The 14,490-nt window shown below is 59.7% G+C and carries 13 protein-coding genes and 4 tRNA genes; 13 read left to right on the forward strand and 4 right to left on the reverse strand.

Annotated features, from left to right (window positions below; all coding sequences use genetic code 11):
- The first annotated feature begins 35 nt into the window (after positions 1 to 35).
- From ACXR0M_RS14645 to ACXR0M_RS14685, 9 genes are all read left to right on the forward strand, one after another.
- Entirely contained in the window at positions 36 to 1,247 is a 1,212-nt protein-coding gene (locus ACXR0M_RS14645; RefSeq protein WP_458832525.1) for an O-succinylhomoserine sulfhydrylase, read from the forward strand.
- Complete coding sequence (locus ACXR0M_RS14650; RefSeq protein ID WP_458832526.1) at positions 1,244 to 2,020, forward strand: SDR family oxidoreductase; 777 nt, start codon at positions 1,244 to 1,246, stop codon at positions 2,018 to 2,020. Before ACXR0M_RS14645 ends, ACXR0M_RS14650 begins: the two co-directional genes overlap by 4 nt.
- A gap of 218 nt (positions 2,021 to 2,238) precedes the next feature.
- Positions 2,239 to 2,314 (forward strand) — tRNA-Val (locus ACXR0M_RS14655).
- Positions 2,315 to 2,369: 55 nt separating this feature from the next.
- A tRNA-Asp gene (locus ACXR0M_RS14660) sits at positions 2,370 to 2,446 on the forward strand.
- Positions 2,447 to 2,540: 94 nt separating this feature from the next.
- Positions 2,541 to 2,617, forward strand: a tRNA-Asp gene (locus ACXR0M_RS14665).
- Positions 2,618 to 3,080: 463 nt separating this feature from the next.
- Positions 3,081 to 5,912: a xanthine dehydrogenase family protein molybdopterin-binding subunit gene (locus ACXR0M_RS14670; RefSeq protein WP_458832527.1), complete on the forward strand. Its 2,832-nt coding sequence runs from the start codon at positions 3,081 to 3,083 to the stop codon at positions 5,910 to 5,912.
- Positions 5,905 to 6,444, forward strand: a complete 540-nt coding sequence (locus ACXR0M_RS14675) for a (2Fe-2S)-binding protein (protein ID WP_458832528.1) — start codon at positions 5,905 to 5,907, stop codon at positions 6,442 to 6,444. Before ACXR0M_RS14670 ends, ACXR0M_RS14675 begins: the two co-directional genes overlap by 8 nt.
- Positions 6,445 to 6,446: 2 nt before the next feature.
- Positions 6,447 to 7,682: a c-type cytochrome gene (locus tag ACXR0M_RS14680; RefSeq protein WP_458832529.1), complete on the forward strand. Its 1,236-nt coding sequence runs from the start codon at positions 6,447 to 6,449 to the stop codon at positions 7,680 to 7,682.
- Between the two features lies 1 nt (position 7,683).
- The gene (locus tag ACXR0M_RS14685) at positions 7,684 to 8,655 is read left to right on the forward strand and encodes an XdhC family protein (protein WP_458832530.1); all 972 of its coding nucleotides are present in this window, start codon (positions 7,684 to 7,686) and stop codon (positions 8,653 to 8,655) included.
- 142 nt (positions 8,656 to 8,797) lie between these two features.
- Here the strand turns inward: ACXR0M_RS14685 and ACXR0M_RS14690 are convergent, their stop codons facing one another.
- The gene (locus ACXR0M_RS14690) at positions 8,798 to 10,081 is read right to left on the reverse strand and encodes an NAD(P)/FAD-dependent oxidoreductase (protein WP_458832531.1); all 1,284 of its coding nucleotides are present in this window, start codon (positions 10,079 to 10,081) and stop codon (positions 8,798 to 8,800) included.
- 184 nt (positions 10,082 to 10,265) lie between these two features.
- Here ACXR0M_RS14690 and ACXR0M_RS14695 point away from each other — a divergent pair.
- Together ACXR0M_RS14695 and ACXR0M_RS14700 are read left to right on the forward strand one after the other, a co-directional pair.
- Positions 10,266 to 10,342, forward strand: a tRNA-Val gene (locus ACXR0M_RS14695).
- A gap of 495 nt (positions 10,343 to 10,837) precedes the next feature.
- Positions 10,838 to 11,293, forward strand: coding sequence for a DUF2214 family protein (locus ACXR0M_RS14700; protein WP_458832532.1), 456 nt, complete (start codon positions 10,838 to 10,840; stop codon positions 11,291 to 11,293).
- 223 nt (positions 11,294 to 11,516) lie between these two features.
- On the opposite strand, the gene csrA is transcribed toward ACXR0M_RS14700, so the two are convergent.
- Entirely contained in the window at positions 11,517 to 11,711 is a 195-nt protein-coding gene (gene csrA, locus ACXR0M_RS14705; RefSeq protein WP_003179932.1) for a carbon storage regulator CsrA, read from the reverse strand.
- A 250-nt stretch (positions 11,712 to 11,961) separates the two neighbouring features.
- Here csrA and ACXR0M_RS14710 point away from each other — a divergent pair, with 250 nt between their 5' ends.
- A complete protein-coding gene (locus ACXR0M_RS14710; protein ID WP_458832533.1) occupies positions 11,962 to 12,330 on the forward strand; it encodes an SPOR domain-containing protein in 369 nt (122 codons plus the stop codon).
- Positions 12,331 to 12,415: 85 nt separating this feature from the next.
- The gene (locus ACXR0M_RS14715) at positions 12,416 to 13,327 is read left to right on the forward strand and encodes a siderophore-interacting protein (protein ID WP_458832534.1); all 912 of its coding nucleotides are present in this window, start codon (positions 12,416 to 12,418) and stop codon (positions 13,325 to 13,327) included.
- 55 nt (positions 13,328 to 13,382) lie between these two features.
- Here the strand turns inward: ACXR0M_RS14715 and ACXR0M_RS14720 are convergent, their stop codons facing one another.
- Both ACXR0M_RS14720 and ACXR0M_RS14725 read right to left on the reverse strand, forming a co-directional pair.
- The gene (locus ACXR0M_RS14720) at positions 13,383 to 14,072 is read right to left on the reverse strand and encodes an endonuclease (RefSeq protein ID WP_458832535.1); all 690 of its coding nucleotides are present in this window, start codon (positions 14,070 to 14,072) and stop codon (positions 13,383 to 13,385) included.
- Positions 14,073 to 14,076: 4 nt separating this feature from the next.
- Complete coding sequence (locus ACXR0M_RS14725) at positions 14,077 to 14,346, reverse strand: DUF1654 domain-containing protein (RefSeq protein WP_458832536.1); 270 nt, start codon at positions 14,344 to 14,346, stop codon at positions 14,077 to 14,079.
- Positions 14,347 to 14,490: the final 144 nt, after the last annotated feature.

Genomic DNA, 14,490 nt, shown 5'->3' on the forward strand with positions numbered 1-14,490 from the left:
ACTTTTAATTTCGGGAACAGGCAAGGAGTGACAGCATGAGTCAGGAATGGGATGCCGGTCGGCTGGACAGCGACCTCGAAGGTGTAGCGTTCGATACCCTGGCCGTACGTGCCGGTCAGCACCGTACGCCGGAAGGCGAACACGGTGATCCGATGTTCTTCACCTCCAGCTACGTGTTCCGCACCGCCGCCGACGCGGCAGCGCGATTTGCCGGGGAAGTACCGGGCAACGTTTACTCGCGCTACACCAACCCGACCGTGCGCGCGTTCGAAGAACGCATTGCCGCGCTGGAAGGCGCCGAGCAAGCAGTTGCGACCGCAACCGGCATGGCGGCGATCATGGCGGTGGTGATGAGCCTGTGCAGCGCCGGCGATCACGTGCTGGTGTCGCGCAGTGTGTTTGGTTCGACCATCAGCCTGTTCGAGAAGTACTTCAAACGCTTCGGTGTGCAAGTCGACTACGTGCCGCTGGCCGATCTGTCGGGGTGGGACGCGGCGATCCAGCCGAACACCAAATTGCTGTTCGTCGAGTCGCCATCCAATCCGTTGGCCGAGCTGGTGGATATCAGCGCGCTGGCGGAAATCGCTCACGCCAAGGGCGCGATGCTGGTGGTCGACAACTGCTTCTGTACGCCTGCGCTGCAGCAGCCGTTGAAACTCGGTGCGGACATCGTCGTGCACTCGGCAACCAAGTTCATCGACGGCCAGGGCCGTTGCATGGGCGGGGTGGTGGCCGGTCGTGGCGAGCAGATGAAAGAGGTCGTTGGATTCCTGCGTACCGCCGGACCGACCCTGAGCCCGTTCAACGCGTGGATTTTCCTCAAAGGTCTGGAAACCCTGAACCTGCGGATGAAGGCGCATTGCGCCAACGCCCAGCAACTGGCCGAGTGGCTGGAGCAGCAGGACGGTGTCGAGAAAGTCCATTACGCCGGTCTCAAGAGCCATCCGCAGCACGAGCTGGCCCAGCGTCAGCAGAAAGGCTTCGGGGCGGTGGTGAGTTTCGAGGTCAAGGGCGGCAAAGAGGGCGCCTGGCGCTTTATCGACGCCACCCGGTTGATTTCGATCACCGCCAACCTCGGTGACAGCAAAACCACCATCACCCATCCGAGCACCACCTCCCACGGCCGTCTGGCGCCGCAGGAGCGTGAAGCGGCGGGGATTCGTGACAGCCTGATCCGTGTCGCGGTCGGTCTGGAAGACGTGGCGGACCTGCAGGCCGATCTGTCGCGCGGTCTGGCGGCGTTGTGATCGAGTTGTCCACTCCGAGCGCCGGCACCCGTGGCCGGGTGGCGCTGGTCACCGGTGCCGCACGCGGCATCGGTCTGGGCATTGCTGCCTGGCTGATCAGCGAAGGTTGGCAAGTGGTGCTGACCGACCTGGATCGTGCGCGTGGTTCGAAAGTGGCGAAGGTGCTGGGCGAAAATGCCTGGTTCATCGCCATGGACGTGGCGGATGAAAACCAGGTCGCGCTGGGCGTTGCCGAGGTGCTGGGGCAATTCGGTCGGCTTGATGCGTTGGTGTGCAACGCGGCGGTGGCCGATCCGCACAACATCACCCTGGAAAGCCTTGATCTGGCTTACTGGAATCGGGTACTGGCGGTGAATCTCAGCGGGCCGATGCTGCTGGCCAAGCACTGTGCGCCGTATCTGCGGGCGCACAATGGCTCGATCGTTAACTTGGCCTCTACCCGTGCGCGGCAGTCGGAAGCGGATTCTGAAGCGTATGCCGCGAGCAAGGGCGGGTTGTTGGCGCTCACGCATGCGCTGGCGATCAGCCTGGGGCCGGAAATCCGCGTCAATGCAGTCAGCCCCGGCTGGATCGATGCGCGTGATCCCTCCGCACGTCGCGCCGAACCGTTGGCCGATGCCGATCATGCTCAGCACCCGGCGGGCAGGGTAGGGACGGTCGAGGACGTGGCGGCGATGGTGGCGTGGCTGCTGTCGCGCAATGCCGGATTTGTCACCGGGCAGGAATTCGTGGTTGATGGTGGTATGACCAAGAAGATGATCTACACCGAATAAATCGCGTAATCATTCAGGCATCTGTGCTGGATGTGCGGGCGTCTTCGCGAGCAAGCCCGCTCCCACATTTGGAATGCATTCCCCTTGTGGGAGTGGGCTTGCTCGCGAAGACGGTCTTGCAGGATCGAAGCAATTTTGTCTTTTTCAGAAAAACTTCAATCCTGCTATTGACTTAGGTTCGCTACCTGCGTAAATTTCGCGGCCTCGGAGATGCAAACGGGTGATTAGCTCAGCTGGGAGAGCGTCTGCCTTACAAGCAGAATGTCGGCGGTTCGATCCCGTCATCACCCACCACTCCCCGAGAAACTTGCGCAAGCAAGAGGTAGGCTGAAAGTGCCTCCACCGACGCGCAGCGGTAGTTCAGTCGGTTAGAATACCGGCCTGTCACGCCGGGGGTCGCGGGTTCGAGTCCCGTCCGCTGCGCCATATTTTACGAGTCAGACACTGTCTGGTTCGCGATTGCAAAGCACCGAAGCTTGCAATCAAAACGAGTTACTTGAGCGCAAGCTCAAAGCGATACGCAGCGGTAGTTCAGTCGGTTAGAATACCGGCCTGTCACGCCGGGGGTCGCGGGTTCGAGTCCCGTCCGCTGCGCCATATCTGTTTCAAGGACCACTGAACGCCTTGAAACACCGAAAGCAACCGCTGGTTGATTCGGAATCGATAGCAAAAACCCTGGTCGAAAGACCGGGGTTTTTTGTGTCTGAAATTTGACCTTCCCCCTTTGCCTCCCTCATACCCGGACCCTGTAGGAGCTGCGGCACGCTGCGATCTTTTGATCCTGTTTTTGAAATCAACATCAAAAGATCGCAGCGTGCCGCAGCTCCTACAGGGTTTTGCTTTTTGCTGCGGTACCACGTCGCATTGATTTTTTGATTCTTTAGTCAAATTTTTGTATCTGGTTGTTTGCTGCGAGCCCGGAAACCTTTAAAGTTAACCTTTCGGTCAGCTTTGCACTGTCAACACGCCCTTTGTTCAGCCAAAAAGGGCTTCTGCAAGACTCGAGATTCCCCAGTAGATAACCAAAAGGGCGGACACATAACCGCCCAGAGGATGATCCATGTCCAACCGTGATATATCCCGGCGCTCGTTCCTTCAGGGCGGGCTGGTGGCGGGTGTGAGCGTCACGCTCGCGCCGCTCAGCAGTCAGGCGCTGGCTGCCTTGATGGAAAACACCGTGACCGTGCCGTCCGAGAAATGGCTCGGCCACAACGGCAAGGCGCGCCAACGCAACGATGCCCTGTCCAAGGTCTGCGGCAGCAAGGTGTTTGCCCGCGACATTCGCTCCAAGGACATGCCGGGCTGGCCTGAGCAGCAGGGTCACGCCATGCTGCTGAAAACTATCAAGGCTGACCGCATCTATGAGGGCTACGATCTGTCGTGGCTCGGTGCCGACTTGCAGCCGGACCGCATCGTCACCGCTGCCGACCTGGACAAGGACGGTATCGTGTTTCCGGAAGAGCATGCGCCGGATCCGTTGCTGCCCGAAGGCAAGGTGCCGATGTTCATCGGTCATCCTGTGGCGATCCTGATCTGGAACGATTTCGAGCGTTTCCGTCAGGCCAAGAACAAACTCAAATTCAATGACAAGGCGATTCGTTACGGTGCTCAGGTGCCGTATTACGAAGGCGACCCTTACGGTAGCTTCCGCTACGTGCGCGTGGGTGGCCCGACCTCGGCTGACGAAGACGAATTCGCCAGCCTCAAGGACTCGATCCTGTTTCCGATGCTGAAGAACCGCCGTCCGGTGTGGAATTCCCAGCCGAACCTGCACGGTAACCTGACCGAGCGCGGCCTGTTCTACGCCGACCGTATGAAGCAGCAGATCGACACGCCGCCGGACAACTGGCTGGTGTTTGACGAGCGCTACAAGACCCCGTCGATCGAACCAGCGGCAATGGAGCCGGACAACGGCAACGGCTGGTACGACCCGAAAACCAAGACCCTGCACTTCGTGGTGGCTACTCAATGCCCGCTGGAGGCTGCGACCGAGACGGCGAAAATGATCGCGCCGTCGCGCTTCGGCTTGGCCAATCTGAACATGCACCCGGGTTACACCGTGGGTTACGGTTCCAAAGACCACAACATCTTCGTTTACTACGCTGCCCTCGCGGCGCTGTACGGCGCCGGTGTGCCAGTGCGTCTGGCCAACGACCGCTATGAACAGTTCCAGAGCGGCATCAAGCGTCACCCGTTCGACATCCGTTACCAGTTGGCAGTGGACAAGAACGATTACAGCTTCAAGATTTTTCGCGCAGAAATGAGCGTCGACGGCGGCGGGCGGATCAACTACAGCCCGTCTGTAGCGGCGGTGGGCGCCACGGCGGCTCAGTCGATCTACTACATGCCGCAGAACGATCTGCAGGTCACCGCTTATCACTCGCGTGCGGTTGAGGCGGGTTCGATGCGTGGCTACGGCACCCTGCAAAGCATGGCTGCGACCGAAATGATGGTCGATGAAATCGCCAATCGCCTCGGTGTCGACGCAATCGACCTGCGCCGCAAGAACGCCTTGCGCTCCGGCATGAAAAATACCCAGGGCGCGATCCCGGCCGGTGCCTTGCGCCTGCACGAGATTCTCGATAAGGCCTCGGTGCACGAGGTCTGGAAAAATCGCGACGCGATCAAGAAGCAGCGCGAAGCGGCCGATCCGGACAACTGGTACGGCGTCGGTTTTGCCATTTGCCAGAAAGATTTCGGCACCGGTTCCGAAGCGCCAATGGCCAGCATCGAATTCAACGCCGAAGGGCGCATCAGCCTGCGTCATATCGGCATCGAAATCGGCACCGGCATGTCCACGTCGCAAGCGCTGGTGGTCGCCGACTTCCTCGGCAGCCCGGCGCATGACGTGAAAACCGGCGAAACCGAATGGCAGGAAATGCAACTGATCACCAGCGGCAACCCGTACATCATGAGTCAGGCCGAGCAGGACAACCTGCTGCGCAACCCGCGCTGGGTGGGCAAGCTGGCCTCGGCGTCGTCCGCCACCAACTCGGCGTACTACTTCAGCCACGCCACCCGTGAAGCGGCACGCGTGCTGTTCAACAACGGTCTGTGGCCGGCAGCCATGGAGATCTGGCGTCAGGGGCCTTATGGCGGTCAAGCCAACCCTTACGTCGTGCGGCGTGAAGATGCGCATTGGGTCGACGGCAAACTCACCGCCAACGGCATGCAGCCGTTGAGCTTCGAAGAGCTGGCCAAACACGCGCACGAGCGTGGTCTGGTTACCGGCGCCACCGTTCACGCGTTCAACCGCTGGAGCTGGGCCGAGGCCGAGTACAGCATCGACGGCGTGCGCGAGCGTCTGCCCCTCGACGGTCTGGCGGTGAAGTACGGCGATGGCGCGCCGAAGGCCAAGAAAGCCCTGATGAACACCGCGGGCTTCCACCTGCTGGATCGTCAGAACGTCAACTACCCGGTGGTTCAGTTGAACAACGCGGCGGTGACTTACTACAGCCCGGTCGCGACGCTGGTCGAACTGAAGGTCAACAAAGGCTCGGCGGAAGTCGAAGTGCTCAACCACCATTCGTGGGTCGAGTGCGGACGGGTGCTGGTCGAAGAACTGGTCAAGGGCCAGCTCGAAGGCGGGATCGCCATGGGCATTGGTCACGCGTTGATGGAAGAGATGCCGCTGTACGAAGGTGGACCGGGGGAGGGTGACTGGAACTTCAACCGTTATCGCCTGCCGATGGCCCGCCACGTGGCGGTGTGGAAGCAGACCGCGGAGATTCTGCCGCCGCTGTCACCCAGCGATCCGTCCAAAGGTATCGCCGAAGTGGTGATGATCCCGGTGGTCGGTGCCATCGGTAACGCCGTGGCACACGCCATCGGTAAACGTGTTCGCGATCTGCCAATCACTGCTGCGCGCATCAAGGAGGCCCTCAATGGCTAACCGTCCGCTTCAACTGACCCTCAACGGTCAATCCGTCGGCCCGGTGGACATCCCTGATGACCTGCCGATGATCGACTACCTGCACGAATACAAGAACCTCACCGGTTCGCGCCTGGGCTGCGGCCAGGGCATCTGTCATGCCTGCGTGGTGATCGTCGACAACCCGGACGGCACCAGCGAAGAGGTGCGCACCTGCATCACTGGCGCGCATTACTTCGAAGGCAAGAAAGTCCGCACCATCGAAGCTCACGCGAAGCGTGACGAGCAGGGCCAGGTCACTGAGTTGAACCCGATTCAGCAGCGCTTCGTCGACGAATTCGCCTTCCAGTGCAGCTACTGCGCGCCAGGCTTCGTCAATGCCGCGACCGTGCTGGTGGAGAAGCTGCAGCGCCAGCCGATCGTCAAGAGCAAGCTGGAACAGGTTATCGAGGACAGCCTCGGCCATCACGTCTGCCGTTGCACCGGGTACGTGCGTTACTACAACGCCACCCGCAACGTGCTGACCGATCTCGGCCTGGTCAAGGAGGGTTGAGCATGAAGCAATTACTGACCCGCCTGACCCTGGCGGTCGGGCTGGCTGCGCCGCTGTTGTTGGCCCATGCCGACGATCAGGTCAAGCGCGGCGAATACCTCGCCCGCGCTGCCGACTGCATGGCCTGCCACACCGCCCCGGGCGGCGCGCCGTTTGCTGGCGGGCTGCCGATCGTGTCGCCATTCGGCACGATCTATGGCACCAACATCACCCCGAGCAAAGAGCACGGCATCGGCCTGTACAACGATGACGAGTTCTTCGCCGCGCTGACCGAAGGCAAGCGGCGCGATGGGGCGAATCTGTACCCGGCGATGCCGTATACCTCGTATCACCTGGTGCCGCGGGAAGACTCGGACGCGATCCACGCCTACCTGAAAACCATCGAACCGATCGAGCGCGCCGCGCCGGTCACCAGCCTGAGCTTTCCGTTCAACGTGCGCCCGGGCCTGATCGGCTGGAATCTGTTGTACGGCAAGGCCTTGAAACTGGAACCTGCCGATGGCAAGAGCGAGGCGTGGAAGCGCGGCCAGTACATGGTCGAGGTGCTCGGTCACTGCGGCGAATGCCACACGCCGCGCGGCCTGCCGGGTGCTATGCAACTGGACAAGCGCCTGACTGGCGGCGTGCTCAACGGGTATCTGGCGCCGAGCCTGCTCGCCACCGATCTGGCGGCGCGCGGCTGGAATCAGCAGGACCTGAGCACGTTCCTCAAGCACGGCATGAGCGCCCAGGGCACGATGTTCAACGAGATGTTCCCGGTGTTCCACAACAGTACCCAGGGTCTGGACGATCAGGATCTGGCAGCGATGGCGACATTCCTGCTCGGTGACAATCCGCCTGCTGCCAAACAGCTGGTTGAAGTCTCGGTGGACAAGCTCAGCCCGAGCGCGCAACGCGGTCGTCAGGAATATCTGAACGTCTGCGCCGGTTGCCATGCTGCCGGTGGCGAAGGCAAGCCGCACATCGCTGTGGCCATGCGCGGCAATACCACGCTGCGCCTGGACGATCCGCGCAATCTGGTGCGGGTGATCGAGGATGGTATCGGCGAGCAGAAATTCGCCGGGTTCGAGCACATGCAGCCAATGCCGGGGTTCGCCGACAAGCTCAGCGCTCAACAACTGACCGATCTGCTGAACTACTTGCGTCAAGGCTGGGGCGGCCAAGCGGCGGAACTGGCGGTCAGCGACGTGCAGAAACTGCAAGCGGATGCACCTGCCGTCGAGCACAAGGCGAACTGACATGCAGCATCTCGATCTGCAAGTGGTGCGACGGGCGCTTGAGTGGTTGGTGTCGGGGCAGCGCATCTGGCTCTGCACCGTGCTGACCACCTACGGCTCGGCGCCGCGCGCGCCAGGTTCACTGCTGGCAGTGAACGCAGGCGGCCAGTGGATCGGGTCGCTGTCCGGTGGCTGCGTCGAGGAAGACTTTCTCGAGCGCGTGGCAGAGGGAGCATTTCTCGATGCGGTCAATGTCGTGCGCTACGGCGAAGACGATGATCCGCGCTCGCGGGTCAGTCTGCCCTGCGGTGGCATTCTCGATGTGCTGGTAGAGAAATTTGACGCTGGCTGCGAAGTGCAAACGCATCTGCGTGAGCTCGAGTCGGCGCTGCTCGGGCAGCGCCGCTTGATTCGCGAAGTCGATCTGGCCACCGGCGCGCGCAGTCTGTTTGCTGATCGCGAGCAGGGTGCGCGTATCGAGCGTGAGATCGATCGGGTGCGGATTCGCGTTGGTGCCGCTCAGCGTCTGCTGTTGGCGGGGTACTCCAGCGTGGCGCAGGCCTGCGCCGAGTTCGCGGTCGGTCTCGGCTTCGAAGTGATTCTCTGCGACCCGCGCGAGGAAGTGCTCGAAGGTGTGGTGCTCAATGGCGTGGAGATTCGTCGGCAATTGCCGTCGGTGTTCATCGCCGACGGCGGTTGTCACCGCGATACTGCGGTGGTGGCGCTGACCCACGATCCGCGTATCGACGATCTGGCGATGATGGAAGCGGTGCGCACTGAGGCGTTTTACATCGGTGTCATGGGTTCGCAGCAGACCTCGCAGAAACGCTTCGAGCGTCTACGCAGGATTGGTGGGCTGGGGGAGATTGAACTGGCGAGGATTCATGCGCCGATCGGCTTGAACCTGGGCAGCAAGACACCGGCGGAAATTGCCTTGGCGGTGCTGGCGGATATCGTGCGGATTCGTAGCGGGATTGCCCGCGATCAGCTCTGATACAGGCTTTACATAAATTGTGGCGAGGGAGCTTGCTCCTGCTGGGCTGCGCAGCAATCCTTCTTTTTGGATAAAAGAGGGGCCGCTTCGTGACCCGGCGGGAGCAAGCTCCCTCGCCACGTTCTGTAGCCGGAATGCCGGATCAGAACCCCAGCTTGTCCCGCAACCCGTAATACCACGCGCCCAGCGCCGCAAACGGCGTACGCAGCAATTGCCCGCCCGGGAACGGGTAGTGCGGCAAGTCGGCAAACGCATCAAAACGTTCAGCCTGGCCGCGCAATGCTTCCGCCAGTACCTTGCCCGCCAGATGGGTGTAGGTCACACCGTGGCCGCTGCAGCCCTGCGAGTAATAGATGTTGTCGCCCAGACGCCCCACTTGCGGCAGACGTGACAGCGTCAGCAGGAAGTTACCGGTCCACGCGTAATCAATCTTCACGTCCTGCAATTGCGGGAACGCCTTGAGCATTTTCGGGCGAATGATCGCTTCAATGTTCGCAGGATCCCGCGCGCCGTACACCACGCCGCCGCCGAAAATCAGGCGTTTGTCGCCAGTCAGGCGGTAGTAATCGAGCAGGTAATTGCAGTCTTCGACGCAGTAGTCCTGAGGCAGCAGGGATTTCGCCAGTTCGTCGCCCAGCGGTTCGGTGGTGATCACCTGCGTGCCGCAAGGCATGGATTTGGCCGCGAGTTCCGGCACCAGATTGCCGAGATAGGCATTGCCGGCGACGATGATGAATTTCGCTCTGACCTTGCCTTGCGGCGTATGCACCACCGGGTTGGCACCGCGCTCGATACGGACGGCGGGGGATTGCTCGTAAATGCTGCCGCCGAGGGATTCCACGGCAGCGGCCTCGCCCAGTGCCAGGTTCAGTGGATGAATATGGCCGCCGCTCATGTCGAGCATGCCGCCGACGTACTGATCACAGGCTACCACTTCGCGTATGCGGCGCTCGTCGAGCAATTCCAGTTGCGTGTGGCCGAAGCGCTCCCACAGGCGCTTCTGCGATTCCAGGTGACCCATTTGCCTGGCGGAGAGTGCGGCGAATACGCCGCCGTCCTTCAAGTCGCACTGGATGTCGTACCTGGCGACGCGCTCGCGAATGATCCGGCCACCCTCGAACGCCATCTGCCCAAGCAATTGCGCCTGCTTCGGACCGACCGTGCGTTCGATCACGTCGATGTCGCGGCTATAACTGTTGACGATCTGCCCGCCATTACGCCCCGACGCGCCGAAACCGACCTTGGCCGCTTCCAGCACTGTTACGCGAAAACCGTTCTCCAGCAGAAACAACGCCGAGGACAGCCCGGTATACCCGGCGCCGATCACACAGACGTCCGTCTCCACTTCATCCTGCAGGGCAGGGCGGGGTGGTACGGCATTGGCCGACGCAGCGTAATAAGACTCTGGGTAAGGGGTGTTCGCCATCCTGCAGCCTCTGTTTAATATATTTTACGAGTGCGCCGATGCTACCCCAGTTGAAAAACCTCCGCCAGCCACCGGAAAAATCTTCTGTGCTGGGCCGAAATTAAATATTTTGCATATTCATAGGCTTAGGTGAAAAAAAGGTGTTGACACCCCTCCGGAATTCCGTAGAATGCCGCCTCACAGCAGGCACGTAGCTCAGTTGGTTAGAGCACCACCTTGACATGGTGGGGGTCGTTGGTTCGAGTCCAATCGCGCCTACCAAACAAAATCCGCTCTGCTGGGCGGTCTGGAAGGGCTCACCGAAAGGTGAGCCCTTTTTTGTTGTCTGCGATTTTCTGAAGCCTTGCTCAAGTGCTTCTCTCGAGCCTTCCCATCTATCGTTACCTTGAACGCTTAGCGTGTTTCGAAATAACACGACGTTCGCATATGAGAATCCGTGTATTTTTTGGATCCGTCGAAAAAGTGTGGATATTTAAGAGGTTACCTGTGTTCTTAACCGACCGGTTATCAAAAAAATGTTGTTGGTGGTGGTGAACTTCAGTAACATCTGTCCCGCGTTCACCACCACGGTTTATGCATTTTTAAATCCCAAGCTTCCATCAGCTGCTTGGGATTTTTTTTGCCTGCGATTTGCCAAATCCTGCTACTGCCGTTCTCCTTCCTTTCCAGCGCCCATGATCGTGTGCGGGCGCAAGCGATTTTTTTCAGCTACTACTGACTGGCGTTTTTCCAGATTTTCCCAAAGGGGGATCGTCGATGCTGGTTCACTGGTTGCTTGCCGCTGTCCATCTATTGGCTTTTGCCTTGGCGTTGTGGGCGGTGCTGACCCGCGGCTCTGCGTTCAGTCGTCTGGGTGCTGGTGCAGGCGAGGTCGGGCGGGTTTTGCTGGCCGACAATCTCTGGGGGATCTCAGCGCTGATTCTGCTGGTGACTGGCGGCATGCGCGCCTTCGGCGGATTTGAAAAGGGTACTGACTACTATCTGCACCAGCCGCTGTTTCATTTGAAGATGACGTTGTTCGTGCTGATTCTGCTGATCGAGCTGGCACCGATGATCACGCTGATCAAATGGCGGATCACGTCCGCACGGGGTGGGGCGATCGATACCGGGCGGGCAAAGCTCTTTGCGCGCATCAGTCATGTCGAGGCGCTGCTGTTAATGCTGATGGTAGTTGCAGCCACCGGTATGGCGCGAGGCGTGACCTTTGGCTAATACAGGGCAATTCTCCGCGTTCTCTCGGAAATGTCTGACAGCCAGGCTTGGCAAGCGCAGATAGTATCGCGCTGCAAGAGAGAGAAGGGTATGGATGAGGCGGGGGAGTGGGGTGTGTCAGGCGCCGTGCCCAGTGAACTGGGGAGCGGATGGCAGTACGGCGCGTGAATCTTTAGCCAGTCATTACGCAGAGCAAACGAACTGGCTACTGAGTACGGTTGGCTCAGGGAGTTTGTGGCTTGTCCGGGGCAGTCAGGCCAGCCTGGATACGCTGATAGATTTCTTCACGGTGCACGGCAACGTTTTTCGGGGCGTTGATGCCGATGCGGACTTGCTGACCGCTTACGCCGAGGATGGTGATCGTAATGTCGTCACCAATGTTTATGCTTTCACCGACTTTGCGGGTGAGTATCAGCATGGTCTTCTCCTTGATTGCTTTGTAGGGCACCTGATTCAGACAGTGCAGAGGTCGGTGGTACGTATAGATTAGTGCGAAGTCTCACGGTTTGGGTGCCTCTTTCTGACGCGCAGATGCGGCATTAATTCCCAGGGCGTAACTATACAGAGGCTGCAATCATCAATCTCGTTGTTTTGTGCCCATTTTGCGGGCCTCGCGAAGTATTTTTGAATGTTAAGATCGCCGCTTTGAGATTTTCGAGGAAAGGGTTGTGCGCAAACTGGTCTGGATGGTCGCGGCACTGGCATTGGCAGGATGTGGTGAAGGCAAGAGTGTAGACGTACCGAAGCCGAAAACGGCAGTTGCGGCCGCACCTGCAACCGCGTCAGTTCCGCAATGGGACCTCGAAGTGCGCGGCGAAACGCCCCAGGCGGTCAGTGACCTGAGTGGCTGGCTGATCGAGCATGCTTTCGTCCCGACCGTCATCAAAGACAGCAGTGGCAAGACGCGGATCCTGATTGGCCCGTTCAATTCCCAGGCCGAGGCTGAGGCACGCAAGGTGCAAGTGGATGCTGCCTTGGTGAAAGCCAAGAAACAGAACGTCGAGTCGGTGATCGTGGAGCATCCGTTGGCGCCTTAAGTGGCGCATTGCGCGGAGCAGCCTAAAGCACATCGCAAGCGACTCGTCTTATACGAGTCAATCACGATATCTGCAGGAGCTCCGCATGGCTTCCATCGCTCCCTACAAACTGTTCAACGCGGTTCTGCACCGCAAGACGCTGGTTAGTCCGCACCTGATGCGCATCACCCTCGCAGATCCGTCGATCAGCGATATGGCAACCTGGGCACCGGACCAGCGCGTCAAACTGTTTTTTCCCGCCGAAGATGGATCCCCTGCAAAGCTTGCGCAGGAGGACGGCTGGTACGCGCGTTTTCGCTCAATGCTCGCCAGCCGTCGACCGGCCATGCGTACTTACACCATCCGTCATCTACGCGTGGAACAGGGTGAGGTCGATATCGATTTTGTTCTGCACGGCGAGACCGGTCCTGCTTCGCGCTGGGCGCTGCATGCGCAGCCGGGCGCGTCGATGCAGATACTCGCTCCCGACCGCAGTTTTTCCGCGCAGGATTCTGGCGGCTTTGAATGGAAGCCGCCGCAAGTGCTCAAACAGGTTTTGCTGGTGGCTGATGCTACGGCATTGCCGGCAGCCATGGGGATTCTCGAAGAGTTGGCTGCGCGAGTCGAGCCACCTCAGGTGCAGGCGTACTTTGAAGTGGACGGCGCGCAAGACATGCTCTCGGTGCCGGACTGGCCCGGGCTGTCGGTGCAGTGGCTGGTTCGTGAGCAGGCACCCGCGGCCGCTGCCGGGACGCTGATGGTCGAGGCGGTGCAGCAGGCCTTTTTGCCGGTCGATGATCCATCAGTCGGTCAGGCTGCCGAGCTCGCCGAGGTCGATATCGACAAGGACATTCTCTGGGAAATCGGCAATACAGCGCCTGAAGGATTCTATGCCTGGATTGCCGGAGAAAGCGCTGCAGTCATGCGCTTGCGCAAGCACCTGATCAAAACGTGCGGCATCCCGCGCGAATCGCTCAACTTGATGGGCTACTGGCGCTATAACAAGGCTGGCAGCTAGACACAAAAAAAGGCCTCGAACATTACGTTCGAGGCCTTTTCTTTTGGCGGCAGGATCAGCCGCAGGCTTTGAGATTCACCGGGCCGACGAACTCATTGCCACGACCCATCACGCACGCCACGCTCTGGTTGCGCTGGCGTTCCCAGTCCTGCACCGGGTAGGTCTTGTCCCATGCCTCATACAGCTGCCGATCCTGTTTCGACAGACGCAAACCGTACTGCTTGCTCATGTAGAAATAGGTGCGCGCGATCATTCCGCGAATCGACGGGCGCGGCATGACTTTCTTGGCCTTGAAGTCGACCTGGGTCAGGCAAGAGCCGTACTGACCGGACTGCACCGGCAGCCAACCATAACTGAAGTTGCTGCGGTCGCCGTTGACCTCGCCAATGCTCGGCACCAGGTTATGCAGGTCGGCTTCGGCTTTCTGATAAGTGGGGTCATAGCGCGTACAGTTCTTGCGCCCGCCGGACTGCCAGCATTGACGCTGATGACCGAACTCCCAGGCCGGCACGATGTGTTCCCACTCGATGCGTGATGCACGCTTGGCATTTTTGCGCGGCACATAACCGCAAGCCTTCAGATCCACCCTGTTGCCGGTGTACTTGCATCCGCAGTAAAACTCGGTGGACTGCGGTGCATACAGTTTCCAGGCGACCTTCTTGGCTTCGGTAAAGGTACGGGGTGCGCCGGCTTGGGCACCACACGCGATGAACAGCAACAGCAAAGCAAAACAGCGGACACTCATTGAATCAATCTTCCTTCGGCACAACCCAAAAAATCTGCACGCCACCATCGTCGCGATAGGCGAGCGTGACGTTGTCGTTCTCGTCGATTTCCTCGAGCAATTGCTCCCAGGCATCCGTCGGCTCGTCCGGCAGACGGAAGATCAAGGCGGCTTTGGCTTTTTGTGCAGTGGGGGAATTGATGATTTTCTGGACGCGCATGCCCATGCGTTCGTAAGCGTCAGGAGCATCAGGAGAGGTGGCCACGAGGTTATCCTTATTAAGCTGTACGTGCATACAGTATTTAACTGTAAGCGTTTTCGCAACTGCTTAAAATTCAAGAAAATCCTCTGACAGCGCTTTTCCGCTTTTGGTGTAAGTCGGGTCGATTATTTTGTGGGAAAAGATCGTGCTTGGCGTAGGTGACAACACCACCCGCCG

It is taken from the genome of Pseudomonas sp. Eth.TT006 (assembly GCF_054456575.1).